The organism is Muricoccus radiodurans, assembly GCF_050154705.1.
In the GTDB taxonomy this organism is placed as follows: domain Bacteria; phylum Pseudomonadota; class Alphaproteobacteria; order Acetobacterales; family Acetobacteraceae; genus Roseomonas; species Roseomonas radiodurans.
In genome coordinates this window covers 5749184-5774330 of sequence record NZ_CP189561.1, presented here as the reverse complement: position 1 = coordinate 5774330, position 25147 = coordinate 5749184, and the positions used below count along the sequence as shown (strand labels likewise).

Genomic DNA, 25147 nt, shown 5'->3' with positions numbered 1-25147 from the left:
GCCCGCCATGTCCCATGCTCCGACGGCGGCCGCGCGGCTCGTCTCCATCCTCGCCGCGCACGGCATCGACCGCGCCTTCTGCGTTCCCGGGGAGAGCTACCTGCCCCTGCTGGACGCGCTGCACGCGCATCCCTCCATCGACCTCGTGACCTGCCGGCAGGAGGGAGGGGCGGGCTTCATGGCCGTCGCGGACGCGAAGCTGACCGGGCGTCCGGCGGTGGTCCTCGTCTCCCGAGGGCCGGGAGCCTGCAACGCCGCGATCGCGCTGCACACGGCGGAGCAGGACGCCGTGCCCCTGGTCCTGCTGGTGGGGCAGGTGCCGCGCCGGTCCCTGCGCCGCAACGCCTTCCAGGAGGTGGATTACGGGCGGATGTTCGGCGACATCGCGAAATGGGTCGGGGAGGCGACGGAGGCCGAGCAGGTCCCGGAGCTGATGGCGCGCGCCCTGGCCGCTGCGACGGGCGGCGTGCCCGGCCCCGTGGTGCTGAGCCTGCCGGAGGACGTGCTGGACGCGCCCTGCGACATCCCCTCCCCGGCCTTCACCGTTCCGCGCCCGGCGGCGCCCACGCCGGAGGATGCCGCGCGCCTCGCGGCCCGTCTGCGGAAGGCGGAGCGGCCGATCCTGCTGGCGGGCCACGGCTTCGAGGCGCCGGGCGGCCGCGCGGCGCTTCTCGCCTTCGCGGAGGCCTGGCGGCTGCCCGTGGCCGTCTCCTTCCGGCGGCAGGACCTCTTCCCCAACGACCACCCGCTCTATGCCGGGGACATGGGGCTGCGGAACCCGGACGCGCAGCGGGCGGCCTTCGCGGAGTCCGACCTCGTCCTCGCGCTGGGGACACGCCTGACGGACATCACGACCCAGGGCTACACCTGGCCGGCGCCGGGGCAGGCGCTGGCGCATGTCTGCGCCGATCCGCGCTTCCTCGGCTGGCAATTCCCGGCCGACCTGCCGATCGCGGCCGACGCGCTGGCGACCGTCGCGGTACTGGCGTCCGAGGAGGCGGGCGCCCCGGCGGGGCGGGAGGGCTGGATCACCCGCCTGCGCGGCCTGCAGGAGGCGGAGACGCGGGTCGCGCCGCGCGACTGGCCGGATGGCATTCCCTTCACCGAGGTTGCGAAGCTGGTGGAAGCGGTCGCGCCGCCGGACGCCATTGTGGCGCTCGATGCCGGCACCTTCGGGGCGCCCTTCTATCGCAAGGTGGCGTGGCGGACGGGACAGCGGTTGCTGGCGCCGATCTCCGGCGCCATGGGCTTCGGCGTGCCGGCCGCGGTCGCCGCGGCGCTGCGGTGTCCCGGCCGCACGGTGATCGGCGCGGTCGGAGATGGCGGTGCGCTGATGACGGGGGGCGAGCTCGCCGTCGCGGTGGCGCGCGGCGCGGCCGTGAAGCTGCTGCTGTCGGACAACGGCTCCTACGCGTCCATCCGGATCCACCAGGAGCGGGAGTATCCGGGCCGGGTCAGCGGCACATCCCTGGAGAACCCGGACTTCGCCGCCTGGGCCGCCGCCTTCCGCATGCCGGTGCTGCGGGTGGAGACGCGGGCCGACCTGCCGGCCCTGGGCGAGGCGCTGCGCGGTCCCGGGAGCGTCGTCGCCGTGATCCGGACGTCGTTGCAGGCGGTCCTGCCGGCGGGACAAGGCTAGCTGGCGCGGCGGACCGGCCGCGCGGCGCTTGCATTTGCTGATGTGAAAATGCAGCCTGCCCCGCAAGAACACGGGTGGGGAACGGTCATGTTTCCAGCACGTCGCGGGATCTCCCGCCGACGCCTGTCCGCTGTCCTGGGCGGCGCGGCCCTGATCCCCTCCCTCGCCCGTGCCCAGGCGGATTTCCCCAACCGGCCCGTTCGGATCGTCGCCGGCTTCGCCGCGGGAGGCGGGATCGACCTCGTGGCCCGGCTGCTGGCCGAGCCGATGCGCGTCCTGCTCGGCCAGCCCGTGGTGGTGGAGAACCATGCGGGGGCGAGCGGGCAGATCGGCGCGCAGGTGATCGCCCGGTCCCCGCCGGATGGCTACTCCATCCTGCTCGGCTCGGCGGGTGAGATCGCGGCGGCGCCGCAGCTCTACGGCTCCCGGCTGGCTTATGACCCGGCGACGGCCTTCCTGCCGCTGTCCCTGGCAGTGCGGGTGCCGAACCTGCTGGCGGTCGGTGCCGGCGTGCCGGCGAACAGCGTGGCGGAGCTGGTCGCGATGGCGCGCGCCCGTCCGGGTGAGCTCAGCTACGGCAGCGGTGGCGTCGGCAACCTGACCCACCTGAACGGGGAGCTGTTCGACCGCGTGGCCGGCGTGCGGATGGTGCACATCCCCTATCGCGGCACGGGCGCGCTGCTGGCCGACGTCGCCTCCGGCCGCGTCACCATGACCTTCGCGGGGCCGCCTGGCCTGCTGCCGCTGATCCGGGACGGGAAGATGAAGGCGATCGGCCTCACCTCCCGCGAGCGGATGGCCAGCCTGCCCGGCATTCCCGCCATCGCGGAGCACCCGCCGCTGGCCGCCTATGAGATGGTGAACTGGTACGGCTTCTTCGCCCCCGCGGGCACGCCCGCCCCGGTGGTGGATCGGCTGAACGGCGCGATCACCGCGGCGTTGCGCGATCCGGAGGTGGTGCGGCGCCTGGCGGAGCAGGGCTGCGAGGCCGCGCCCACCGCGCCGGAGGAGTTCCGCCGCTTCGTGGCCGCGGAAACCGAGAAGCTCGGCCGCCTGATCCGCGAGGCCGACATCCGGCCCGAGGGCTGAGCGCCCTCCCCTGCACTTCTTGGAGAGACCGCATGGACACGAACGTCAGCACCGCCGCACTGGACTTCCAGACCCTGCACGAGGTGGTGCGGGCGGCGCGCGCGCGCCTGTCGGATCATCTCTGGGGGTATGTCGTCGGCGGCGCGGACACCGAGACGACGGTGGCTCGCAATCGGCAGGCGCTGGATTCCGTCGCGCTGCGGCCTCGCGTGCTGCGGGACGTGCGGAGCATCGACACGGGGCGGGACTTCCTCGGGCGCGCGATGCGGATGCCGGTGATGCTCGCGCCGATCGGCGGGCTGGAGCAACTGGAGGCGGGCGGGGCGGCGACCGTGGTGCGGGCGGCCGCGGCCTTCGGCGTCCCGGCGATGGTCAGCTCCGTCACGCACCCGAACCTGGAGGGCACGGCGGAGGCGGCGCCGGACGGGTTCCGGATGTACCAGCTCTATGTCCGCGGCGATCAGGCGTGGATGGATGACCAGGCGGAGCGGGCGATCGCGGCGGGCTACCACGCCTTCTGCTTCACCGTGGACACGGCCGTGTACAGCCGGCGGGAGCGCGACATCGCCGGGCGCTTCAGCAAGCCCTGGCGCCGCGGTGCGACGGCGTCGGGGATGGACTTCCAGGCCGGGCTGAACTGGGAGCATGTGCGGCGCTTCAAGGACCAGTACCGCATTCCCCTCATCATCAAGGGCATTGCGACCGCGGAGGACGCGATCATCGCCTGCGATCACGGGGTGGAGGTGGTGTACGTCTCGAACCACGGGGGACGGCAGCTCGATCACGGGCGCGGCACGCTGGACGTGTTGCCGGAGGTGCTGGAGGCCGTCCGCGGCCGGGCGAAGGTCATCATCGATGGCGGCTTCATGCGCGGCACGGATGTGGTGAAGGCCATCGCGCTCGGCGCCGACCTCGTCGGCATCGGGCGGCTCTACGGGCTCGGCATGTCCGCGGCGGGGGAGGCCGGCATCCTGCGGGTGCTCGAGCTTCTGGAGGAGGAGATCCGCGGGACGATGGGGTTGCTGGGCGCGACGAAGATGGACGCGCTGAACGGCTCCTTCCTGCATCGCGCGATGCCGGTCGGGCTGCCGCATGTGCTGAGCGCCTTCCCGCTGCTGCACCCGTCCGAGGTGCCGCCCACCATGGGGCCGGCGGGGGACCGCCCGCCCTCCGAGGGATGATCGATCGCGTCGCGGCGCACCAACCATCGGAGAGGCCGCGGTCCGCTTCGTGATACGAGACCTTCGCGGGTGCCGAGAGCGGCCGATCCGTCAGCGCGTCTCCATCAGACCGCGCAGGCCTTCCAGGCCCTCGGACACACCCTGGAGATGCCGGAGAAGCAGCGCGGACGCCTCGGCATGGCGCCGAGCCTCCAGCAGATCGAGCAGTTGAAGATGCTCGAGGATCTGGCGCGTGAAGCGCCGGCGATCCGTGAAGGTGCGGTAGACGAGAAGCCGGCGCACCCGGTTCAGCTTCTGCAGAGACTCCAGGAAGAACGGATTGCCCGAGGCGCCGACGATCGTCTCGTGGAAGCGCACGCCGCGCTCGTAGAGCGTGTCCACGCTGACGCGGTCGATGCCGCCGGAGAGGAGGTATTCCTCCGCGGCGCGGCAACGCGCGGCGTCCGCCGGAAGCAGGCGGTAGGTCGGCTCCAGCAGCGCCGCCGGCTCCAGCGCGCAGCGCAGGCGGTAGGTCTGCTGCAGCGCATCCGGCGTGGTCAGCACGGGGGAGAAGCTCCAGCCGTAGCCCGGACGCCGCTCCGCCCAGCCCTCCGCCGCGATCCGGTTCAGGACCTGGGCGAGCTGCGCCCGAGTCATCCCATAGCGCTGGCGCAGTGCGGTCTCCGTCACGCGGTCCGGCAGGCGGCCGGCGACGCGGTCCTCGGCCATGCGGAAATAGACGTCGCTCTCGCCGATGGAGGAGAGGGAGGCGGCCACCGCGGCGCCTTCCGGCGCGACGGTGAAGCCCCGTCCGGGATCGGCGAGCACCACCCCCTGCGCCGCCAGCAGGCGCAGCGCGCGGCCGATGGGGGAGCGGGACACGTGCAGGCGGTCCGCCAGGGCCTGCGCGGGCAGGCGCATGCCGGGCGCCAGCGCGCCGGAGGCGATCTCGGCGGCGATCCGCGCCACCGCCTCCGCGGTGGCGCCCTGGCCCGGTCGGGCGGCCGTCATCGCCGGGGATCGTGACGGCGTTCCGCCGCGCCGCGAAGGATTGCCCCGCCGGGCATGGAGGTTCGGGTCCCGGTTCAGCCGAATAGCGCCTATAACCGGCCTGAACTCGCCCGGCCATCGGCCGGCCCATAAGCTTCGCCCAATGCGGCGTCCGGGAGGAATGGACATGGTGCATCACAGACGCGGCGCATGGCCGCTGGCCCGGATGGCCGGCCTCGCCGCCGCGCTGCTGCTGGGCGGCCTCGGCCCCGTCCGCGCCGAATACCCGGAGCGGCCGATCCGGGTGATCGTGCCCTTCGCCGCGGGCGGCGGCGGCGACGTCGTGGGACGCATCGGTGCCGCCTGCATCACCGAACGCCTGGGGCAGCCGGTGGTGGTCGAGAACCGGCCCGGCGCCGGCGGGACCATCGGTACCGACGCGGTGACGAAGTCGGCGCCGGACGGGTACACGCTCGGGCTTCTCTCGCTGTCTTCCGGCGTGCTGAACGGGTCGCTCTACCAGCGCCTGCCGTACGACCTCCGTCGCGACCTCGTCGCGGTGACGGAGGTCGGGCGCGTGCCGAATGTCGTCACGGTGCGCCGGAACCTTCCCGTGCGCGATCTGGCCGGGCTGATCGCCTATGCCCGCGCGCAGCCCGGGCGCGTCACCTACGGATCGGGTGGGGCGGGGACGATCGTGCACCTGGCGACGGTGCTGCTGGGGCAGCGCACGAACACGGAGTTGACGCATGTGCCCTTCCGAGGCGCCGGCCCGGCGCTGAACGCCGTGATGGCGGATCAGGTGGACCTTCTGATCGCAGAGCTGCCGACACTGATCGGGCAGATCCGGGACGGGTCGATCCGCGCCCTGGCCGTCACCGCCTCCCACCGGGCCGACGCGCTGCCGGAGGTGCCAACCACCGCCGAGGCAGGGCTGCCGGACTTCGACATGCCGAACTGGTTCGGCTTCTTCGCGCCCGCGGCCACGCCGCGCGGGCCGATCCAGCGCGTGGCGGCCGCGATGGCGGCGGCGGTGAACGATCCCACCTGCCGCAACCGCATGCTGCCGATCGGCATCGAGCCGACGGGCAGCAGCCCCGAGGCCTTCACGGCCTTCTGGCACCGGGAGCTGGACCACTGGGGTCCGATCGTGCGGTCTTCCGGCGCGGTGGTGGACTAGGCCCGCCGGGCGCGGCGGTCAGAAGCCGTAGAGGCGCGCAGGGTTGTCCACGAGGATCCGGCGCGTCAGCGCCGGATCACCTGCCCAGGCCGCGAGGCGGTTGAGGGCCGCGCCGTCATCCACGGGGACGAAGGGCTCGATGGTGGCGGCGGGGTCCCCGTCCCGGCCCGCGCCACCGGTGTGGGGCCAGTCGGTGCCCCAGAGCACGCGGTCCGGGTTGGCGGCGATGAGCGCCCGCGCGATAGGCGCCGCGTCGGCAGTCTCCGGATGGGACGAGATGCGGTTGGCCGCCGAAAGCTTCACATACGCCCGACCGCCGCGAAGCAGGGACAGCAGCGCGGCGAAGCCCGGCTGATCCGGGCCGCCCGATGCGGCGGCACGCCCGAAATGGTCCACCACGAAGGGAATCGGGAGGGCCTGGATCACGTCATGCAGGGCGTCCAGCACGCTCAAGCGCGTGTAGGCCTGCAGGTGCCACCCGAGGGGGCCCACGGTGTCTGCCGTGCGGCGCAGGAGGTCGGCCGCCAGGCCGGGGTCCTGCCGTCCCTTCAGTTCCAGATTCACTCGGGCCCCACGGATTCCGTCGCTGTGCATCGCGCGCAGCGTGGCCGCCTCCGTCGACGGAGCGATGACGCAGACACCGCGTGCCCGGCGCGGGCCGAGTTGCCGCAGGGCATCCAGCGTCCGGCGGTTGTCGGTGCCGTAGGGGCCGGGATGGACGATCACCACGCGGTCCAGGCGGAGCCCGCGCTGCAGGTCCAGCAGGTCGTCCACGCCGGCCTCGCCGGGGGTGTAGGTGCGGTCGGGCGACCAGGGATAGCGGCTCGCCGGGCCGAAGACGTGGACATGGCAATCGCAGGCGCCTGGCGGGACCGCGAAATCCGGGGCGCTCTGCGGCACGCCGAGGATGGTGCCCGCGGTCATGGGGAGAACGCCGCCTCCACGATGCGGCGCTGATCGGCCTCATGGTCGTCGTGGAAGCTGCCGGCGGGCGACGGGGATTCCGGCCGCCCCACATAGTCCACCCTTGGCCGCGCGACGCCCGATTTCGTCAGGGCGCGTTCCAGGCGGCGGTCGAGCCAGATCCAGGCGCCCATGTTCTCCGGCTCCTCCTGCACCCAGCGGAAGCGGGCGGCCGGCCAGTGGCGGAACAGGGCGGTCAGCTCCTCCTCGGGGAAGGGGTAGAGTTCCTCGATGCGGAGGATGGCGACACGGGCCGCGCCGCGCCGGGCGCGCTCCTCCTCCAGCTCGTAGGCGATCTTGCCGCTGCACAGCAGGACGAGGTCGGCCGCGATCTCCTCCGCCGGGCCGATGACGGGACGGAAGCGTCGGCCGGGGGCGAAGTCCGCCAGCGGCGACACGGCGGCGGGGAGGCGGAGGAGCTTCTTCGGGCTCATGACGACCAGGGGCCGGCGGTCCTGCGCCAGCGCCTGCCGCCGGAGAAGGTGGAAGTAGTTGGCGGGGGTGGAGGGCTGGACGACCCGGATGTTGTCCTTCGCCGCCATCTGGAGATAGCGCTCGATGCGGGCGGAGGAGTGCTCCGGCCCCTGCCCCTCCAGCCCGTGCGGCAGCAGCATCACGAGGCCGGAGGCATCGCACCATTTCTCCTCCGCCGCGGTGACGAACTGGTCGATCACGATCTGCGCGCCGTTCGCAAAGTCGCCGAACTGCGCTTCCCAGATCGTCAGCGCCTCCGGGCGTTCGAGGCTGTAGCCATACTCGAAGCCGAGCACCGCGTATTCCGAGAGCGGGCTGTTGAAGGCGGAGAAGCGGGCCTGGTCCGCCGACAGGGTGTCGAGACCGAGATGGATGCGGCCGTTCGCCGTGTCCACGAGGCCGAAGTGCCGGTGGGAGAAGGCGCCTCGCACGACGTCCTGGCCGGTCAGGCGGACCGGCGTCCCCCCAGTCAGCAAGGTGGCGAAGGCCAGAGCCTCGGCGTTCGGCCAGTTGACGGTGCCGTCCTCCGCGACGGCGCGCTGGCGCAGTACGCGGCCTATGCGCGGATGCAGGGTGGCCCCTTCGGGCGGTCGGGCCCATCGCGTGGAGAGGGCGGAGAGCGTGGCGGTGGCGATGCCGGTCTCGGGATCAGCCGGTGCGCCGGGTCGGGCGCGGCGGCCATCCGGATAGCCGCTCCGGTTCGGGCGGTGGGCAGGCGCCTCCTCATAGGCGCGTTGGAGCCGCTCGCGGATTCGGGCGCGCGCCTCCGTCACCTCCGCCTCCGCCATCGTGCCGGCCTCGACGAGGCGGCGGGCGAAGCGCTCCGCCACGGGCTGCTTCCGCGACACGGCCTCGTAGAGGAGCGGCTGGGTGAAGCCGGGCTCGTCGATCTCGTTGTGGCCGTTCCGGCGGTAGCAGACGAGGTCGATGACCGCGTCGCGGGCCTGGGTGCGCCGGTATTCGAACGCGAGGTCGGCAGCGCGGCAGGCCGCCTCGGGGTCCTCGGCGTTCACGTGCAGGATGGCGGCGTCGATCGCCTTCCAGGCGCCGGTGCAGTGCGTGGCGGTGCGGGCCTCGCGCTCCTCCGTCGTGAAGCCGATCCGGTTGTTGATCACGACGTGCAGCGTGCCGCCAGTGCCGAAGCCGGGCGTCCCGCCGAGCTGCAGCGTCTCTGCCACGATGCCCTGGCCGATCACGGCCGCATCGGTGTGCAGAATGACGGGCAGCACCTTCGTGCGACCTTCCGGGCCCTCCAGGTCCTGCAAGGCCCGCGCGCGCCCGAGCACGAGCGGGTTCACGGCTTCCAGGTGCGAGGGATTGGCGAGAAGGCTGATCCGCAGCGGGTGGCCGTCGAGGTCGAGCGTCGTCTCAAGGCCGAGGTGATAAGGCACGTCGGCCGCGCGCGGGGTGTCGGCGGGGAAAGGGTGTCCGCCCTTGATCTCCCGCATCATCGCGACGAGGGACTTGCCGAGGACGTTGGCCATGATGCTGAGCCGGCCACGGTGCATCGTGCCGATCACCACGTGGGTGACGCCACTTGCCGCGGCCTGGGACAGGAGGCGGCGCAGCAGCGGCACGATCGCCTCCGCTCCTTCGGCGCCGAAGCGCTTCTTCGTCGGGTGCTTCACGCTCAGGAAGCGCTCGAACTCGTCAGCTTCTAGCAAGCTCTGGAGCATTTGCCGGGGGTCGGCAACCCCGTTCGGCGGCTGCGTCCGCTCGAATTCCGCCCGGAGCCAGGCGCGCGCGGTGGGGTCGTCGATGTGGGCCGTCTCGACGGTCAGCGATCCGCCGTAGAGCGCAGCCAATCGCTCCGGGTCACCAGACGTTGTGGGGACGTGTTCGCGCAAACGCCCGGGGTCAGGAGCAGCATGCGTGTCCGCCAGCGGGTCCAGCGCGGCGATCCGGTGACCCCGCGCCCGGATGGCTTCGCTCAGCAGGACCTCGGCAGCCGCCGTGCCGTCCACCGGGGACGGGCGGAAGGTGCCGTCCCCGATCTCGTCCAGCACCTCGAACAGCAGCCGCCAGCTCACATCGACCGATCCGGGGTCATCCCGGTAGCGGCGCTGCAGGTCCTCCAGGTTGCCGATGCCCATGGCCAGCAGCGGCGATGACCGGACGCTCATATCGGGTTCCTGCTCGGATGGCGCCGGCGCATCGGGCGAGCGCGCCGGGTGGCAAGGATGCTCGCGCGCGTTCGCCGCGCGGGTTCGAACGGACCTGCCCGAAAGCGGGGAAGCACGCGATCCGATGCAGGCTGGGACAGGCTTACGTCCGCGTCGGGTGCGGAGCGAGGTTGGGAGGGCTATATGAGCTATAACAAGTTTGGGGAGGATGCGTGTGGAACTCCTGCCGCTGCGCTACTTCGTGGAGATCGCCAGGGATGGCAGCCTCAGCCGCGCCGCGATCCGTCTCGGGGTAAGTCAGCCCGCGCTGAGCCGCCAGCTCCGCAAGCTGGAGGGCGAGGTGCGGACGGAGCTCTTCTACCGCCACGGCCGCGGCGTGGCGCTGACAGAGGCAGGTCAGCGCCTCTACGCCGTTGGTGCCGAGGTGCTAGAGCGGCTGACGGGCGCGAAGGAGGAGTTGCTCGCCAGCCGGCGGGAGGTGGCCGGAACCATCACCCTCGGCCTGCCGCCCTCGATCGCCAGCACGCTCGGCGCGCCGCTCGCCTTGCGCTTCGCCGCGTTGTTCCCGCAGGCGCGACTGCGCATCCGGGAGGGCTTCAGCGGCGTCCTGGTCGAGTGGGTCGAGAACGGGCGGCTGGATCTGGCGGTGCTCTACGACGCCCGGCGCGGCCCGACTACGCTCGTCACGCCGCTTCTGCTGGAGGACCTGTTCCTGATCGAGCCGCCGGGGACGGCCGGCACGGGACCGGCGGTGCTGACGGAACTTCGATCCGCCGTGCTCATGCTGCCGGGCCCCGAGAACGGCCTTCGCAGGGTCTTCGACGCGGCCTGCCGGAAGGTGCGGGTCGAGCCGCGCGTCGTCATGGAGATCGACTGCGTGGCCGCGCTCCGCCAGCTGGTGGAGGACGGTCGGGGCCGCACGGTCCTTCCCTTCGGCGCCGTGCATCGCGAGGTGCAGGACGGGCGGCTCTCGGCCCGTCCGTTCCGCCACGCCAGCATGAAGGCGATGCTCGTCGTCGCGACGCCCGCGCATCGCCCGGTCACGCGCCTGGCGCGGCTCGTCCTGGATCTTCTCCGCGCGGAGGTGCGGCAGCTCGTGGAGCTGCGGACGCTGCGTGGCTCGACGCGCGGCCTGTCCGGGCGGGGTGCGGCGCCGGAGGCGGGCACGCCATCACACCGCCCCTCCACGGCCGCGGAGGAGGCTCCGGATGGCGAGTTCCTGCCTGTCTCCGCACCGGGGTCCCGCGCCGGCTCGCCCACGCGCGGGCTGCGGGAGATGCGATCGGGCCGATGATCCCCGCTCCGGCCTCCGCCCCGCATCCCGTTCCCTCAGTACGGGAGGGGGGATGATGACGCCCGCGACGTCATGGCGGTCGCTGGACGGGCACCCTGTCCCCGGTGCAGTAGGTTCCATCGAAACAGAGGAGCGTCAGGGATGGCGTTGAAGGGAGCGATCATCGCGGTCACGCCGTTCCAGCAGAACTGCGCGGTGCTCTGGGACGAGGACACGCAGCGCGGCGTGGTGGTGGACCCCGGCGGGGAGGTCGACCGCATCCTGGCGGCGGTGACCGAACTCGACGTGACGGTCGAGCGCATCCTGCTGACCCACGGGCATATGGACCACGCCGGCGGCGCGGCCGAACTTCGGGAGCGTCTGTCCGAGGCCGGCACGCCCGTGCCGATCGAGGGGCCTGACGAGCGCGACCGCTTCCTGCTCGACGATCTGATCGCCAGCGGAGCCCGGTTCGGGCTCGAGGGGGTGCGGAATGTCGCGCCGGACCGCTGGCTGGCCGAGGGCGACACGGTCGAGATCGGCGGCCATGCCTTCCAGGTGCTGCACTGCCCCGGCCACACCCCGGGGCATGTCGTCTTCGTCAGGCCGGACGCCGGGCTGGCGATCCTGGGGGACGTGCTGTTCCGCGGCTCGGTGGGCCGCACGGATTTCCCCTATGGGGACGAGCAGGCGCTGCTCGCCTCCATCCACGGCAAGCTGCTGCCGCTCGGCGACGACATCCAGTTCCTCTGCGGCCACGGGCCCGGCTCGACCCTCGGCCAGGAGCGGCGGACGAATCCCTTCCTGCGCTCCTGACGGGGTCCGCCGGGATCAGACCGGGCGGCGCACCCGCAGCACGTTTCCCTCCACGGCCTCCACCCGCACCGTCTCGCCGGGGGAGAGGGTGCGGTCCGCGACGTGGCGGGCCGGCCAGTCGCTGTCGCCCACCCGCACCCGCAGGCCGGGACCGGACAGGGGCAGCACCACCGCCTCCCGGCCCACCAGACCGGATTCGGGGGTGTTGACGGTCCGGGGACCGTCAGCGCGGCGCTGGCGCAGCGCGACGGCGATCCCGGCCGCCAGCAGCAGGAGGAAGACCGCCACCTGCCACTCGAAAGCGATCGCGGTGGCCAGCAGCGCGATCCCGGTCCCGACGGCGGCCAGCCCCGCCCAGAGCAGGAAGACGCCGGGCAGGATCAGCTCCGCGCCGAGCAGCGCGAAGCCGGCCAGCACCCAGATCAGCCAGCCGACCATGGCCCGATCCCGGAACGGGGCACCGAGGCGCCGGCCGATGGCGGGGCCGCGTGCGCCGAGGGGGGTACGAAGGGCATGGCCGGCGCCACTGCCGGCATCGCGGCGGCGCTGCCCGCGGGGCCGGAGGTGGAGGGCACCCGGAGGAGCTCCAGCGCGGCGGTGACGCCGCCGGCCAGCCCCGCCGCCTCCATCGGCACGATGACGAGGCGCGAGGCCGGGCTGGCCGCGATGGCCTGGAAGGCGGCCACGTATTTCTCCGCGACGAAGTAGCGCAGCGCGTCACCGCCAGCGCCGGCCGCCGCCTCGGACACCATGCGGGTCGCGGCGGCCTCGGCCTGGGCCATGCGCTCCCGCGCCTCGGCGTCGCGGAAGGCGGATTCGCGGCGGCCCTCCGCCTCCAGGACCAGGGCCTGCTTCGCGCCCTCGGCCTTGGCGACGGTGGCGCGCCGCTCGCGCTCGGCGGTCATCTGCAGGTTCATCGCGCGGATGAGGTTCTCGGGCGGCTCGATCTTGCGGATCTCCACGCGGGCGATCTTCACGCCCCACGGATCGGTCGCGCCGTCCAGGATGGACAGGAGCTGCGAGTTGATCCGGTCGCGGGAGGAGAGCGTCTGGTCGAGGTCCATCTCGCCGATGACGGCGCGGATGTTGGTCATCGCGATCGCCGAAAGCGCGGCCTGAAGATTCTGTACCTGGTAGGCGGCCTTCGCCGGATCCATGACGCGGTAGTAGACGATGCCGTCCACCGTGACGGTCGCGTTGTCCCGCGTGATCACCGACTGCTCGGGGATGTCGAGCACCACCTCCTGCACGTTCATCTTCTGCCCGATGGCATCGATGTAAGGGATGATGAAGTTCAGCCCGGGATTCAGCAGGTGGGTGAAGCGGCCGAAGCGCTCCACCGTCCAGACCTGGCCCTGCGGGACGGTCCGGATCCCCTTCGCCGCGGTGACGAGGGCGAGCAGGACGAGTGCGACGAGGACGATGGTGGTGCCGGATATCCAGACGGGCATCGGGCGGCGGTCTCCCTGGCGTTGGCGCCGAGGCTACCCCGCTTCCGCCCGCGCCGGCAGGGCCGGGCGCGTCGCGTGTGTCGTCTCTGCCCGGCTCAGCCCGCCAGGGCCCGGCTGAGTCCCGCCGCGGCCTCGGCCACCAGCGGCCGCACCTTCTCCACCTCGGGCAGCAGCCGGTCGCCGGAACCGGAGACGGTGAGGGCCCCGCGGAGCTCCCGGTCTGACCCGAAGACGGGGGCCGAGATCGCGGCCGGGTCCTGGTCCCGCGCGCCCTGGGTCACGATCACCTCCGCCCCTTCCGGCGGTGCCTCTTCCCCGTTGCCGCCCCAGATGGCGAAAACCCGGCCGGTGGCCGCGGCGCCGTAGGGCATCACATCCCCCGGTTCCACGGCGACGCGCCGGGTGCGCGGCGGCGCCACGCGGTAAAGGCAGATACGGCGCTCATCGTCCAGGCGGACCCAGAAGGCGGCGCCCTGTCCCGTGGCCTCGGTCAGAGATTCCAGCACCGGCGGGACGAGGGCATCGAGGCCGAGCCCGCGGGTGTAGAGGGCGCCCCAGTGGAAGAGCATCGGCCCGAGGCACCAGGTCCCGTCATGGCAGCGCCGGACGCAGCAATGCTTCTCCAGCGAGGCGAGCAGGCGGAGGATCGTGCTCTTGTAGAGTCCCGTGCGGGCCGCGAGCACCCGGAGCGGCAAGGCGGTGTCGCCTGGCCGGAAGGCGCCCAGCACGGTCATGGCGCGGCCGACGGAAGCCACGCCCGCCGCGGTGGAGGCGGGAGAGAGAAGCCGCAACCGTGGTGCCCGGACATCCGGGGCGGAGGTGGCGGCCTTGACTCGGGAGGGACCCGTCGTGTGCATCGGTCAGCGCCTCCGGCGAGAACTGGGCGGTTGCTTGGCCGAAGGCCGGTAGGGGTGTCAGCTTCAACCCGGAGTATCGGCAACGTGACCGGCCCGGGGGAAGGGACATGTGCCAACCGGCAGAACGGCATCGCAACACAGCTCACGACACTGCGCGGTGATGGCGAAAGCAGGGTTGTTAAGGATAACGAAACCGTGTGCCCCAAGGTTGCACGCGCGTGACACGAGTTCTTGCGCCGCGGTGCTCCCGGCAGGCGCGCACCCGCGAATCGACCGATATCGACTGATACAGAGTCGCAGCGCTTGACGCGTTGCACCATGGCTCCGACCTTGCCGGCAACCGCTGGCGCCCGGCGCCGCCCTCCCCTTCCGGATCGTCCCATGCTGCGCGTCGTCCCGCTCGCCCTTCTTTTGCTCACCACCCCGGCCCTCGCCCAGTTCGGGCCGCAGGGCCCACCCGCCGTCGGCGTGCAGGAGGCCGCGCGCCGCCCGGTGACCGAGAGCACCGAGTTCGTCGGCCGGGTGGAGGCCACCCAGCGGGTGGAGCTCCGCGCCCGCGTGACCGGCTACCTTCAGGAGGTGCTGTTCCAGGAGGGCCAGGAGGTCCGTCGCGGCGCGCCGCTCTACCGGATCGAGCGCCAGACCTTCGAGGCGGAGCTTGCCCGCCAGCAGGCCCAGACCGCCTCGGCCGAGGCGTCCCTGGCCAATGCGCGGGAGGCGCTGGCGCGCGCCCAGGAGCTGGTCCGAAGCGGTGCCGGCACCCGCGTGACCCTGGACAACGCGGTGGCGCAGGAGCGCACGGCGAACGCCAGCCTGTTGGCCGCGCGGGCGGCACAGCGGGCGGCGGACATCAATCTCGGCTACACCGAGATCACCGCGCCGATCGACGGCAAGATCGGCCGCACGAACCGCACCATCGGCAATGTGGTCGGCCCGAACGACACCACGATCCTCGCGACGATCGTCTCCCAGGACCCGATGCGGGTGGCCTTTCCCGTGTCCCAGCGTCAGGCGGTCGAGCTGCGCGACCGCTACGCCGCCCGCGGCGGCGTGGAGGCCGTGCAGGTCCGCTTCCGCATGACCGACGGGCGGGTCTATCCGCAGGTCGGTCGGATCGAGTTCATCGACAACCAGATCGACCGCTCCACCGACACGATCCTGATCCGCGCCCTGGTGCCGAACCCGCCGCGGGGCGCGGCGGCGATCCCCGCCGCCAACGCCGCGGACGGGCGGCCCGGCGGCGACCGGGAGCTGATCGACGGCCAGTTCGTCACCGTCTTCGTGGAGGGGGTGGAGCCCATCCTCGCCATCACCGTGCCGCGCGCCGCCGTGCTGCAGGACCAGCAGGGCAGCTACGTCTTCATCGTGGACGCGGAGAACAAGGCGCAGCGCCGGAACCTGCGGCTCGGCCGGAACACGCCGGAGGTGGCGGTGGTAGAGAGCGGCCTGAACCTGGGCGACCGCGTGATCGTGGAAGGCATCCAGCGCGTCCGGCCGGGCCAGGTGGTGAACGCCGCCCCGGTGGGTGGACCGCCGGGCGGCGCGCCCGGTGCTCCGGGCGGTGCCGCCCCGGGTGGCGGGGCCGCGGCCGCTGGCGGCGCCCCGGCGGCTGGGGCGAGCCCGGCCAGCAGCGCCCCCGGCGGCGCGGCGCCGGGGCGGACCCAGCAGGGCGCGCCGGGCGGGGCAGGCGGATCGCCGGCCGGCGCGCCGGCGGCGTCCAGCACCGGCGCTCCGGGCACAGACCAGCCCGCCGCGAGCCAGGGCGGCGGCGCGGGCGGACCGCCCGCCTCCCCGCCCGGGGCGGGCGGCAGCACGACCGGGACGGGCCGCTGAGTCCATGATCTCCGGAACCTTCGTCGATCGCCCCCGGCTGGCGATCGTCATCGCCATCCTCACGCTCATCGCCGGCGCGATCTCCATGCTGCGCATTCCCGTGGCGCAGTTCCCGGACATCGTGCCGCCCCAGGTCTCCGTTACCGCCCGCTACCCCGGCGCCTCCGCCCAGGTGGTGGAACAGACCGTGGGACAGGTGCTGGAGGGCGTGATCAACGGCGTGGACCGCATGATCTACATGCGCTCCAACTCCGCCAACGACGGCACCTATGCGCTGAACATCTCCTTCTCGCTGGGCACCGATCCCGACCTGGCGACGGTGAACGTGAACAACCGCGTCCAGGCCGCCCTCGCCCGGCTGCCGCAGGAGGTGCAGCGCAGCGGCGTGACGGTCCGCAAGCAGTCCTCCGCCGTGCTCATGTTCGGCTTCCTCTATGCGCGGGAAGGCGCGGAGCAGTCGCCGCTGTTCCTGTCTAACTACTTCACCATCAACATGCTGGACGACCTGGCCCGGGTGGGCGGCGTCGGCCAGGTGAACGTCTTCGGCGCGCAGGACTACTCCATGCGCATCTGGTTCGAGGTGGACCGGCTGATCAGCCTCAACCTCACGCCACAGGACATCATCACCGCCATCCAGGCGCAGAACGTACAGGCGGCGGTGGGCCGCATCGGCGGCCGCCCGATCTCGGAGGACCAGTCCTTCCAGATCAACCTGGAGACCCGCGGCCGCCTCACCACGCCCGAGGAATTCGGCAACATCGTCGTCCGCGCCAACCAGGACGGCTCGGTCCTGCGCGTGCGGGACGTGGCGCGGGTCGAGATCGGCGCCGCTAACATGGACACGGAGAACCGCTTCAACGGCCAGCCCGCCATCGCCTTCGGCGTCTACCTCGCGCCGGGCGCGAACGCGGTGCAGGTTTCGGCGGCGATGCGCCAGCAGCTGGAGACGCTGAATGCCCGCTTCCCCGAGGGGCTGGACTACACCGTCTTCTACGACAGCTCCGACTTCGTGTCCGAGACGATCCACGAGGTCATCAAGACCTTGCTGGAGGCCTTCGTCCTCGTCGTCATCGTGGTCTACCTCTTCCTCGGCTCCTTCCGGGCGACGCTGATCCCGACGGTGGCGGTGCCGGTCTCCCTCATCGGTGCCTTCATCATCCTGCTGGGCATGGGGTACTCGGCCAATACGGTGTCGCTGCTGGCCATGGTGCTGGCCATCGGCATCGTGGTGGACGACGCCATCGTGGTGGTCGAGAACGTTGAGCGGGTGATGGAGGAGCACCCGAACCTGACACCGGCCGAGGCGACGAAGCAGGCCATGTCGGAAATCACGGGACCGATCATCGCGATCACCCTCGTGCTCCTCTCGGTCTTCGTGCCGATCGCCTTCATTCCCGGCCTGTCGGGCGTGCTGTTCCGGCAGTTCGCGGTGACGATCTCCGCGGCGATGGTCATCTCGGCCATCAATGCGCTGACCCTCTCTCCCGCCCTCTGCGCCATCATCCTGAAGCCGCATCACGGACCCCGGCGAGGGCCGATCAAGTACGTGCTGCGGTCCATCGACTGGACGCGGGACCGCTACGCCGGCGGGGTGAAGCGGCTGGTGCGGGTGGCCGCCCTGTCCATCCTGCTGACCGGCGGCTTCGCCTTCGGCATCTGGACCATCAGCAAGGTCACGCCCACCGGCTTCCTGCCGCAGGAGGACCAGGGCGCCTTCTTCATCCAGGCCCAGCTCCCGCCCTCCGCCTCCGTGTCCCGGACGCGGGAGGTGGTGCGGCAGATCGAGGGGCTGGTGCGCCAGAACGAGGCGGTGCAGGGCACGCTCGGGATCGTCGGCTTCTCCCTTATTGATGGCGGCGCCCAATCCAACTCGGCCTTCATGGTCGTGCGGATGAAGCCCTTCGCGGACCGGACCCGCGTCATGGACAGCGTCCAGGCCGCGATCGGCCGGGTCTTCGGCCAGACCCAGTCCATCCGCACGGCGAGCATCTTCGCCTTCAACCTGCCGCCGATCATCGGCCTCGGCACCGGCGGCGGGTTCGAGTACATCCTGCAGGACTATGAGGGCCGCGACATCGCCGGGCTCTCCTCGGCCATGCTCGGCCTCATCGTGCCGGCGAACCAGGACCCGAACCTGACGGCGGTCTTCTCGACCTTCGCCGCCACCAACCCCTCGCTGTACCTCGACGTGGACCGGGACAAGGCGCAGGCGCTGGGCATCCCGATCGCGAATGTCTTCGCCGCCCTCCAGGCGACGCTCGGCGGCATCTACGTGAACGACTTCAACCTCTACGGCCGCGTCTGGCAGGTGAACATCCAGGCGGAGGCCGCGGACCGCAACGACATCGACGACATCTGGCGCATCCACGTCCGCAACTCCCGCGGCGACATGGTGCCGCTGCGGGCCTTCGCGGACGTGCGGACCGTGCTCGGGCCGCAGACGATCTTCCGCTACAACAACTACCGCGCCATCTCGATCAACGGCGCGCCGCGGCCGGGCATCTCCTCCGGCCAGGCGCTGTCGGCGATGGAGCGGCTGTCCAACGAGGTGCTGCCGAACGGCTACGGCTATGCCTGGACCGGCACCGCCTACCAGGAAAAGCTCGCCACGGGGCAGACGGTCTACATCATCGCCCTCGCGGTGCTCTTCGCCTACCTCTTCCTCGTCGCGCTCTATGAATCCTGGACCATCCCCGTCCCCGTGCTCCTCTCAGTGGTGGTGGGTGGCCTGGGGTCCTTCGGGGCCATCCTGCTGGCGGGGCTGTCGCTCGACATCTACGCGCAGATCGGGCTCGTGGTGCTGATCGCGCTCGCGGCGAAGAACGGCATCCTCATCATCGAGTTCGCGAAGGAGGCCCGAGAGAAGGGCATGTCCATCCGCGACGCAGCGACGGAGGGCGCACGGCTGCGGTTCCGGGCGGTCATGATGACCTCCATCGCCTTCGTCCTCGGCCTCGTGCCGCTGGTGACGGCGACTGGCGCGGCGGCGGTCTCCCGCCGCGCCGTGGGCACGCCGGTCTTCGGCGGAATGCTCGCGGCCTCGCTGATCGGGATCTTCATGATCCCGATGCTCTACGTCGTCTTCCAGTGGGTGCGGGAGAAGGTGAAGGGCACGCTTCGCATCGAGACGAAGGCCCCGCCGGCGGCGCCGGCGGCCTGAGAGCGTCTCGCGGGCGACCCCGGGGGAGAGAAGGAATTCTCTCCCCCAGGCCCCCTCTCATCTTTTTCTGTCAGGCTGCCGCGGAAGGCGGGGCCGTTCCGCCTTCCGCGGCAGCCTGACAAGAGAAGATGAGGGTGGGTTCGGGAGGGAGAATTCCTTCTCCCTCCCGAGGGCCGCCCGCGTCACCCCGCAAATCGGGCGCGCAGGGCGCCGAGCTTCTCCGGGTTCCGCACGACATAGATCCCGGCGATCCGACCGTTCCGGATCTCCAGCGCCGTCGTCTGCGGCAGCCCGTCCGGCTCCAGCGTCACGAAGCCCGGCAGGCTGTTGACCCGGCCGAGATGCAGCAGCGACGACGGCGCGATCAGCGCGCGCTTGCGGGCCAGGGCGGCGAAGAAGCGGCTGACCTTGTCCGCCCCGATGATGGGGTTGAGCGCGGCCGGGCGGATGCCGCCGCCATCGGTGTGCAGCACCACGTCGGCGGCCAGCAGGTCGCGCAGGGGCGCCTCCTTCCCGTCCCGCACCGCGGCCAGGAACGCGCCGGCGATCCGCCGCGCATCCTCATCAGTAACGGCCTGGCGCGGCGCCGCGGCATCCAGCCGCTCCCGGGCCCGGGTCGCGAGCTTGCGCATCGCCGGCTCGGTCTTGTGGAGGAGGGCGGCGATCTCCGCGAAGGGCGTCTCGAACAGGTCGTGGAGGATGAAGACGGCCCGCTCCGCCGGGGAGAGGCGCTGGAGGGTGAGGAGGAAGGCGACCGACAGGTCCTGCGCCCGCTCATGCGCCGCCTGCTGGGGCGGCTCCTCCGAATCCAGGATCGGCTCCGGCAGCCAGGGGCCGACATAGGTTTCCCGCCGGGTGCGGGCGGATTTCAGGTGGTCCAGGCTCAGCCGGGCCGTCACCTTCAGCAGCCAGGCGCGCGGCACCTCGATGGCCGCGCGGTCGGCCGCGTTCCACCGCAGGAAGGCGTCCTGCGCGATGTCCTCCGCCTCCGCCAGGGAGCCGGTCATGCGGTAGGCGAGCCCGATCAGCTCCGCGCGCAGCGGGGCGAAGTGCTCGGCCGGATCGGGCCCGCCCGCCATCTCAGGCCGCCTGCGCTGCCGTCGGCTCCAGGGCGGGGATGCTGCGGAAGCCGATCGCGATGCGGTTCCAGCTGTTGATCGTGGCGATCGCAAAGGTCAGGGCGGCGATCTCCGCCTCGGTGAAGTGGGGCTTCAGCGCCTCGTAGTCGGCGTCGGGGGCGTGGGTCTGGGATACCAGGGTCAGCGCCTCGGTCCAGGCCAGGGCCGCGCGCTCCCGGGGCGTGTAGTGCGGCGCCTCCCGCCAGGCGTTGAGGAGGTAGAGGCGGGCCTCGCTCTCCCCGGCCTTGCGGGCGTCCCGGGTGTGCATGTCGATGCAATAGGCGCACCCATTGATCTGGGAGGCGCGGGTTTTCACCAGCTCATACAGGCTGTGCTCCAGCCCGGCGGAGGACACCGCCTTCTCCAGCCCGAGCATTCCCTGCATCAGCTTCGGGGCGATGGCGGCGTAGTTCAGTCGGGGGGACATGGTCCGGATCTCCTCTGGGTGGGACACCCTTAGGACGAGGCAGCCGTGCCGGATGTGACAGCCCCGGCCCGGTCTTGCCACTCTGCACCCGGAATCCGCATGATCCCGGCATCAAAGGGAGCGACACCATGGCGAAGTTCGGCCTCAGCCAGCCCATGCGCCGGATCGAGGACCCCCGGCTGCTCAAGGGCGGCGGGCGCTACACCGATGACCTGGTCGCCAAGGGGATCCTGCCCAACGCCGCGATCGGCCACATCCTCCGTTCCCCGCACGCCCATGCGCGCATCGTCTCGATCGACACGGCGGCCGCCAAGGCGATGCCGGGCGTGCTGGCGGTGCTGACGGCGGCGGACTGGAAGGAAGAAGGGCTGGGCGAGATCCCCTGCGCCATCCCCATGAAGAACCGGGACGGCTCTCCGCGCGGCGAGACCCCGCGCGGCGGGCTCGCGGACGGCTTCGTGCGGCATGTCGGTGATCCCGTCGCCTTCATCGTCGCCGAGACCCACGCCCAGGCCCGCGACGCGGCCGAGGCGGTGGAGATCGACTACGAGACCCTGCCCGCCGTGACCGACCTCGCCACCGCGACCGAGGCGGGGCAGCCGCTGGTCTGGCCGGCGATCAAGGACAACGTCGTCTTCGACTGGGCGACGGGCGACGAGGAGAAGACGAAGGAGCTCTTCGCCACCGCCGCCCATGTCACGAAGCTCCGGCTGGTGAACAACCGCGTGGTCGTCGCCAGCATGGAGGGCCGCGCGGCCCTGGCCGACTACGATCCGGCGACGGAGCGCTTCACCCTGCATGCGGGCACCCAGGGCTCCTGGACGGTGAAGGACCTGCTCGCCAGCGCCGCCTTCAAGATCGACAAGGAGAAGATCCGGGTCGTCACCCATGACGTGGGCGGCGGCTTCGGGATGAAGATCTTCCTCTACGCGGAATACGCGCTCTGCATGATGGCGGCGCGCCGCATCAAGCGCCCGGTCCGCTGGACCTCGGAGCGGACGGAGGCCTTCCTCTCCGACACACAGGGCCGCGACAACATCACCGACGCCGAGCTGGCGCTGGACAAGGACGGAAAGTTCCTCGCGCTGCGGACGAAGAACGTCGCGGGGATGGGCGCCTATCTCTCGACCTTCGCGCCCTTCATCCCGACCGGCGCGGGGACGAAGGTGCTGGCGTCCGTCTACGGATTCCAGGCGATCTACGCGAACGTCATCGGCGTGGTGACGAACACCGTGCCGGTGGACGCCTATCGCGGCGCGGGCCGCCCGGAGTCGAACTACGTGGTGGAGCGTCTGATCGACGCCGCGGCGCGCGAGATCGGCATGGACCGGATCGAGCTGCGCCGGCGCAACATCGTCCCCTCCTCCGCCATGCCCCACACCACGCCGGTCGGGCAGAAGTATGATTCGGGCGACTTCAACCTCGTGCTGGATTCGGCGCTGAAGCTGATGGACTGGTCCGGCTTCCCGGCCCGCCGCGCGGCCTCGGAGGCGCAGGGCAAGCGCCGCGGCATCGGCCTCGCCTACTACCTGGAGGCGACGGGCGGCGCCCCGAACGAGCGCGCCGAGGTCCGCTTCGCCAAGGATGGCTGGGTGGAGGTGCTGGTCGGCACCCAGTCCACCGGCCAGGGCCATGAGACGGCCTATGCGATGATCACCGCCCAGGAACTCGGCGTCCCGGTGGACCGCATCCGCGTGATCCAGGGCGATTCGGACGAGATCCCCACGGGCGGCGGCACGGGCGGTGCTCGCTCCCTCTACTCCGAGGGAACGGCGCTGCTCGCCACCACGGCGACGGTGATCGAGAAGGGCAAGCAGGCCGCGGGCGAGGTGTTGGAGGCCGCGCCCTCTGACATCGAGTTCGAGTCCGGCCGCTTCGCCATCGCGGGCACGGACCGCGGCATCGGGATCATCGAGCTGGCCCAGCGCCAGCGGGAGCGCGCGGCGGCCGGCCAGACCTCCCTTCTGCTCGATGCCGCCGAGGTCGCGGACATCCCGCACCACACCTTCCCCAATGGCTGCCACGTGGCCGAGGTGGAGGTGGACCCGGACACCGGCCACATCGCCATCCCCCGCTACATCGTGGTGGACGATGTCGGCCACGCGCTGAACCCGCTGATCGTCCGGGGCCAGGTGCATGGCGGCGTCGCCCAGGGCGTCGGCCAAGCCTTCCTGGAGCGCACGGCCTACGACCCCGACAGCGGGCAGCTCCTCTCGGCCTCCTTCATGGACTACGCGCTGCCGCGCGCGGTGGACCTGCCGGATATCGAGGTGGAGCTCGTCTCCGTCCCCTGCCTCACCAACCCGCTCGGCGTGAAGGGCGCGGGCGAGGCCGGGGCGGTCGGCTCGCCGCCGGCGGCGATGAACGCGCTGGTGGACGCCCTCTCCGGCACGGAGATCGACATGCCGGCCACGCCGGAGGTGGTCTGGAAGGCCCTCGCCAAGGCCGCCTGACCAACTTCTCGATGCGGGCGCGAAGGGCGCGGCCTCCGGGCCGCGCCCTTTCTCGTTTGAGCGGCCCGATCGGAACTGTTGCTGTTTTGTGTCAGCGGACCCGCCAACAGCGGCTATCCGCAACTTAATCGAGATTCGTCCAGCTTCGCGTTGACAGCGTGCAACATTGATCGCCAAAGCAGTTTCTGCCAGCCGCAACGCTCGTTCCGGCCTCACCCTGCAACGACCCGCCCCGGCCGTCCGAGGACATCCCTTGATCCCCGCCCTCCTGGTCATTGGCGAGAACGTGGAGTTCGAGCCGCAGCGCTTCGATGGCAATGCGCCGACCGGCGTCTTCGTCGTCGTCGGCATCCGCCAGCGTGAATCCGGGACCTTCGAGTACCGGGTGCGACATCTGGCGGACGGCTACGACCTGATCGCGCGGGGAAGCGAGATCCGTCGCGTCCCCGGTATCCCCTCGCCCGCTCCGGGGCCGGATCCGATCCGGCACGCGCCGCTCCGGCACTAGGGCCGGCGGCGGGAGGGCGCGGCGGCCCTAGCGGAAGCTGAGGTCCACGACCTCGCAGAGGTCGAGCGCGCGCCGCTCCTCGGACCGGCCATCCATCCAGACCACCCGCAGGTCGTAGGCGCAGCGGCCTTCCGGAAGGCGGATGGGGTATCGCCCGCCGGGCTGCACCATGTCGTTGCCGAGGCGGTCGGGCCCCCACGGCTCCTCGGACGCCGGGCGGGCATAGAGTTCCCGGATGGCTCGCCGCCCCCCGTTCACGAGGTTGAAGGACGGGTTGCCGCGCCGTTCGTTGCCGGGCCGGGGCGCGGCGGACGGGCCCGAGGGACGTCCGGGCGCGGGGCCCATGACCACCTCCCGCGTGGCGCACGTGTCCAGCGCCCGCCGCTCCTCCGACCGCCCGTCCGCGTAGACCACGCGCAGGTCGTTGTGGCAGCCGCCGCCCGGGCGCATCCGCACGGCGAAGGAGCGTCCGTCGGGCAGCGTCGCGTCGCCCAGGCGGTCCGTGCCCCAGGCGCTCTCGGTCACCGGGCTCGCATAGATCTCGTTGATGACCTGGCCGCTGCGGTTCACCAGGGTAAAGGACCCGTCCTCGCCGGACCCGCCGGGCGCGGATTTCTGCGCCGCCGCTGGCAGGGCCGCGATAGCGATCAGGCCGAGTACCGCCAGGCGCCGCACCGGGATCCGCATGAAGCCGTCCTTGACCAATCGGCCCCCGCAGGCCGGCACCGCCATGCACCACCGGGGTGCGCCGCTTCCCTCATACAACACTCGCCGGGCTGGCGGGCATCCCTCCTCTGTTCACCTCGGTGCCGCGAGATGCGGTGCCGTACAAGCCGCCCGGCGGACAGGATGGGACGGCCGGCGGCTCCGCCAGGCTCAGCGCATGGCCAGCACCGTCGCGGGCCACGGGCGCGCGGCGGGCTCCAGGAAGCGCACCCCCACCACGCGGAAGTCGGTGCCCTGCCAGGCGAGGTCGAACGCCACGCCCCCCTCGCCGCGGGCCGGGCCGTACTCCACCCGGAAGGCGCCGAGCCCGGTCGGACGCGCCGCGCGCAGGGTGGAGAGCGGGGCCGGACTCCCCTCCCCGTTGCCTCCCCGTGCCCGCAGCGCGAGCCATGCGCGCATTCCCTCCGGGCGCTGGAGGGAGGAGGCCATTCGCGCCGCCATGTCCGAGAGGTAGCGCCGGGCGCCCTCTCCCATGCCCTCCTGCACCTCGGCTTCCAGCCCGGCGCGGATGCTGGCCAGGGCGACCGGGGCGTCGAATTGCCGCAGCAGGGCGGGGGCGTCCCCGCCGCCAATCGCCGAGGAGAGCCGCGCGGCCAGCATCCAGGGAAGCGTCAGCCAGAGGGCGAGGAGCACGCATCCGGCGAAGCCCGCCATCACCGCCTGTGTCCAGGGCCGCACCGGCCGCACCCCGGCGCGGGCAGCGGTCACGCGCTCCACGGATCCGTGCCGGGCAGAGGCCACGGCCCGGGCGGGGCGTGTGCCCCGGACGCTGGCCAGCGTCATCTGGCGGGTGTCATACTCCGCCCAGACTTCGTCCCACTTGTCGGCTTGCACAACGTGCGGCATTGCCATCGTCCCGCTTGTCTCATCGGCCGGGCTTCCTGCCGCGTTTGTCTCATGAATGAGA

At 71.9% G+C, this 25147-nt stretch carries 20 protein-coding genes; 10 read left to right on the top strand and 10 right to left on the bottom strand.

Features of this window, described 5'->3' with window-relative positions; translation table 11 throughout:
• The first annotated feature begins 7 nt into the window (after positions 1–7).
• The 3 genes from ACP6CK_RS26900 (at position 8) to ACP6CK_RS26890 (ending at position 3909) form a co-directional block, all read left to right on the top strand.
• A complete protein-coding gene (locus ACP6CK_RS26900) occupies positions 8–1639 on the top strand; it encodes a thiamine pyrophosphate-binding protein (RefSeq protein ID WP_426956407.1) in 1632 nt (543 codons plus the stop codon).
• A gap of 87 nt (positions 1640–1726) precedes the next feature.
• Positions 1727–2728 carry a Bug family tripartite tricarboxylate transporter substrate binding protein gene (locus tag ACP6CK_RS26895; RefSeq protein ID WP_426956406.1) on the top strand — a complete coding sequence of 334 codons (1002 nt, stop codon included), beginning with the start codon at positions 1727–1729 and terminating at the stop codon, positions 2726–2728.
• 32 nt (positions 2729–2760) lie between these two features.
• Positions 2761–3909 carry an alpha-hydroxy acid oxidase gene (locus tag ACP6CK_RS26890; protein WP_426956405.1) on the top strand — a complete coding sequence of 383 codons (1149 nt, stop codon included), beginning with the start codon at positions 2761–2763 and terminating at the stop codon, positions 3907–3909.
• Between the two features lie 90 nt (positions 3910–3999).
• Here ACP6CK_RS26890 and ACP6CK_RS26885 read toward each other — a convergent pair whose 3' ends face one another.
• The gene (locus tag ACP6CK_RS26885; protein WP_426956404.1) at positions 4000–4899 is read right to left on the bottom strand and encodes a GntR family transcriptional regulator; all 900 of its coding nucleotides are present in this window, start codon (positions 4897–4899) and stop codon (positions 4000–4002) included.
• Between the two features lie 166 nt (positions 4900–5065).
• On the opposite strand from ACP6CK_RS26885, the gene ACP6CK_RS26880 reads away from it, so the two are divergent.
• Positions 5066–6058, top strand: coding sequence for a Bug family tripartite tricarboxylate transporter substrate binding protein (locus tag ACP6CK_RS26880; protein WP_426956403.1), 993 nt, complete (start codon positions 5066–5068; stop codon positions 6056–6058).
• 18 nt (positions 6059–6076) lie between these two features.
• On the opposite strand, the gene ACP6CK_RS26875 is transcribed toward ACP6CK_RS26880, so the two are convergent.
• Both ACP6CK_RS26875 and ACP6CK_RS26870 read right to left on the bottom strand, forming a co-directional pair.
• Positions 6077–6982, bottom strand: coding sequence for an amidohydrolase family protein (locus tag ACP6CK_RS26875; RefSeq protein ID WP_426956402.1), 906 nt, complete (start codon positions 6980–6982; stop codon positions 6077–6079).
• Entirely contained in the window at positions 6979–9618 is a 2640-nt protein-coding gene (locus ACP6CK_RS26870) for a 2-oxoglutarate dehydrogenase E1 component (protein ID WP_426956401.1), read from the bottom strand. The genes ACP6CK_RS26875 and ACP6CK_RS26870 overlap by 4 nt, the downstream gene beginning before the upstream one ends.
• 214 nt (positions 9619–9832) lie before the next feature.
• Between ACP6CK_RS26870 and ACP6CK_RS26865 the strand changes: the two genes are divergently transcribed.
• Positions 9833–10912: a LysR substrate-binding domain-containing protein gene (locus ACP6CK_RS26865; RefSeq protein WP_426956400.1), complete on the top strand. Its 1080-nt coding sequence runs from the start codon at positions 9833–9835 to the stop codon at positions 10910–10912.
• Positions 10913–11053: 141 nt separating this feature from the next.
• Positions 11054–11707 (top strand): MBL fold metallo-hydrolase, encoded by a 654-nt coding sequence (locus tag ACP6CK_RS26860; protein WP_426956399.1) that lies wholly within the window; start codon positions 11054–11056, stop codon positions 11705–11707.
• 15 nt (positions 11708–11722) lie between these two features.
• Here ACP6CK_RS26860 and ACP6CK_RS26855 read toward each other — a convergent pair whose 3' ends face one another.
• The 3 genes from ACP6CK_RS26855 to ACP6CK_RS26845 all read right to left on the bottom strand — a co-directional run bounded on the left by ACP6CK_RS26855 (position 11723) and on the right by ACP6CK_RS26845 (position 14015).
• Positions 11723–12145, bottom strand: coding sequence for an NfeD family protein (locus ACP6CK_RS26855; RefSeq protein ID WP_426956398.1), 423 nt, complete (start codon positions 12143–12145; stop codon positions 11723–11725).
• Entirely contained in the window at positions 12130–13158 is a 1029-nt protein-coding gene (locus ACP6CK_RS26850) for an SPFH domain-containing protein (protein WP_426956397.1), read from the bottom strand. The genes ACP6CK_RS26855 and ACP6CK_RS26850 overlap by 16 nt, the downstream gene beginning before the upstream one ends.
• A 95-nt stretch (positions 13159–13253) precedes the next feature.
• On the bottom strand, positions 13254–14015 hold the full coding sequence (locus ACP6CK_RS26845) for an IclR family transcriptional regulator (protein ID WP_426956396.1): 762 nt from the start codon (positions 14013–14015) through the stop codon (positions 13254–13256).
• Positions 14016–14396: 381 nt separating this feature from the next.
• Between ACP6CK_RS26845 and ACP6CK_RS26840 the strand changes: the two genes are divergently transcribed.
• Together ACP6CK_RS26840 and ACP6CK_RS26835 are read left to right on the top strand one after the other, a co-directional pair.
• Complete coding sequence (locus ACP6CK_RS26840) at positions 14397–15848, top strand: efflux RND transporter periplasmic adaptor subunit (RefSeq protein WP_426956395.1); 1452 nt, start codon at positions 14397–14399, stop codon at positions 15846–15848.
• Positions 15849–15852: 4 nt separating this feature from the next.
• Positions 15853–19008: an efflux RND transporter permease subunit gene (locus tag ACP6CK_RS26835; RefSeq protein WP_426956394.1), complete on the top strand. Its 3156-nt coding sequence runs from the start codon at positions 15853–15855 to the stop codon at positions 19006–19008.
• Between the two features lie 182 nt (positions 19009–19190).
• Here the strand turns inward: ACP6CK_RS26835 and ACP6CK_RS26830 are convergent, their stop codons facing one another.
• Complete coding sequence (locus ACP6CK_RS26830) at positions 19191–20087, bottom strand: sigma-70 family RNA polymerase sigma factor (RefSeq protein ID WP_426956393.1); 897 nt, start codon at positions 20085–20087, stop codon at positions 19191–19193.
• 1 nt (position 20088) lies between these two features.
• Positions 20089–20553 (bottom strand): carboxymuconolactone decarboxylase family protein, encoded by a 465-nt coding sequence (locus tag ACP6CK_RS26825; protein WP_426956392.1) that lies wholly within the window; start codon positions 20551–20553, stop codon positions 20089–20091.
• A 128-nt stretch (positions 20554–20681) separates the two neighbouring features.
• On the opposite strand from ACP6CK_RS26825, the gene ACP6CK_RS26820 reads away from it, so the two are divergent.
• Together ACP6CK_RS26820 and ACP6CK_RS26815 are read left to right on the top strand one after the other, a co-directional pair.
• Positions 20682–23006 carry a xanthine dehydrogenase family protein molybdopterin-binding subunit gene (locus tag ACP6CK_RS26820; protein ID WP_426956391.1) on the top strand — a complete coding sequence of 775 codons (2325 nt, stop codon included), beginning with the start codon at positions 20682–20684 and terminating at the stop codon, positions 23004–23006.
• Between the two features lie 253 nt (positions 23007–23259).
• Complete coding sequence (locus ACP6CK_RS26815; protein WP_426956390.1) at positions 23260–23514, top strand: hypothetical protein; 255 nt, start codon at positions 23260–23262, stop codon at positions 23512–23514.
• 27 nt (positions 23515–23541) lie between these two features.
• On the opposite strand, the gene ACP6CK_RS26810 is transcribed toward ACP6CK_RS26815, so the two are convergent.
• Together ACP6CK_RS26810 and ACP6CK_RS26805 are read right to left on the bottom strand one after the other, a co-directional pair.
• Positions 23542–24201: a hypothetical protein gene (locus tag ACP6CK_RS26810; protein ID WP_426956389.1), complete on the bottom strand. Its 660-nt coding sequence runs from the start codon at positions 24199–24201 to the stop codon at positions 23542–23544.
• Between the two features lie 189 nt (positions 24202–24390).
• Positions 24391–25086, bottom strand: a complete 696-nt coding sequence (locus ACP6CK_RS26805) for a hypothetical protein (RefSeq protein WP_426956388.1) — start codon at positions 25084–25086, stop codon at positions 24391–24393.
• Positions 25087–25147 lie beyond the last annotated feature (61 nt).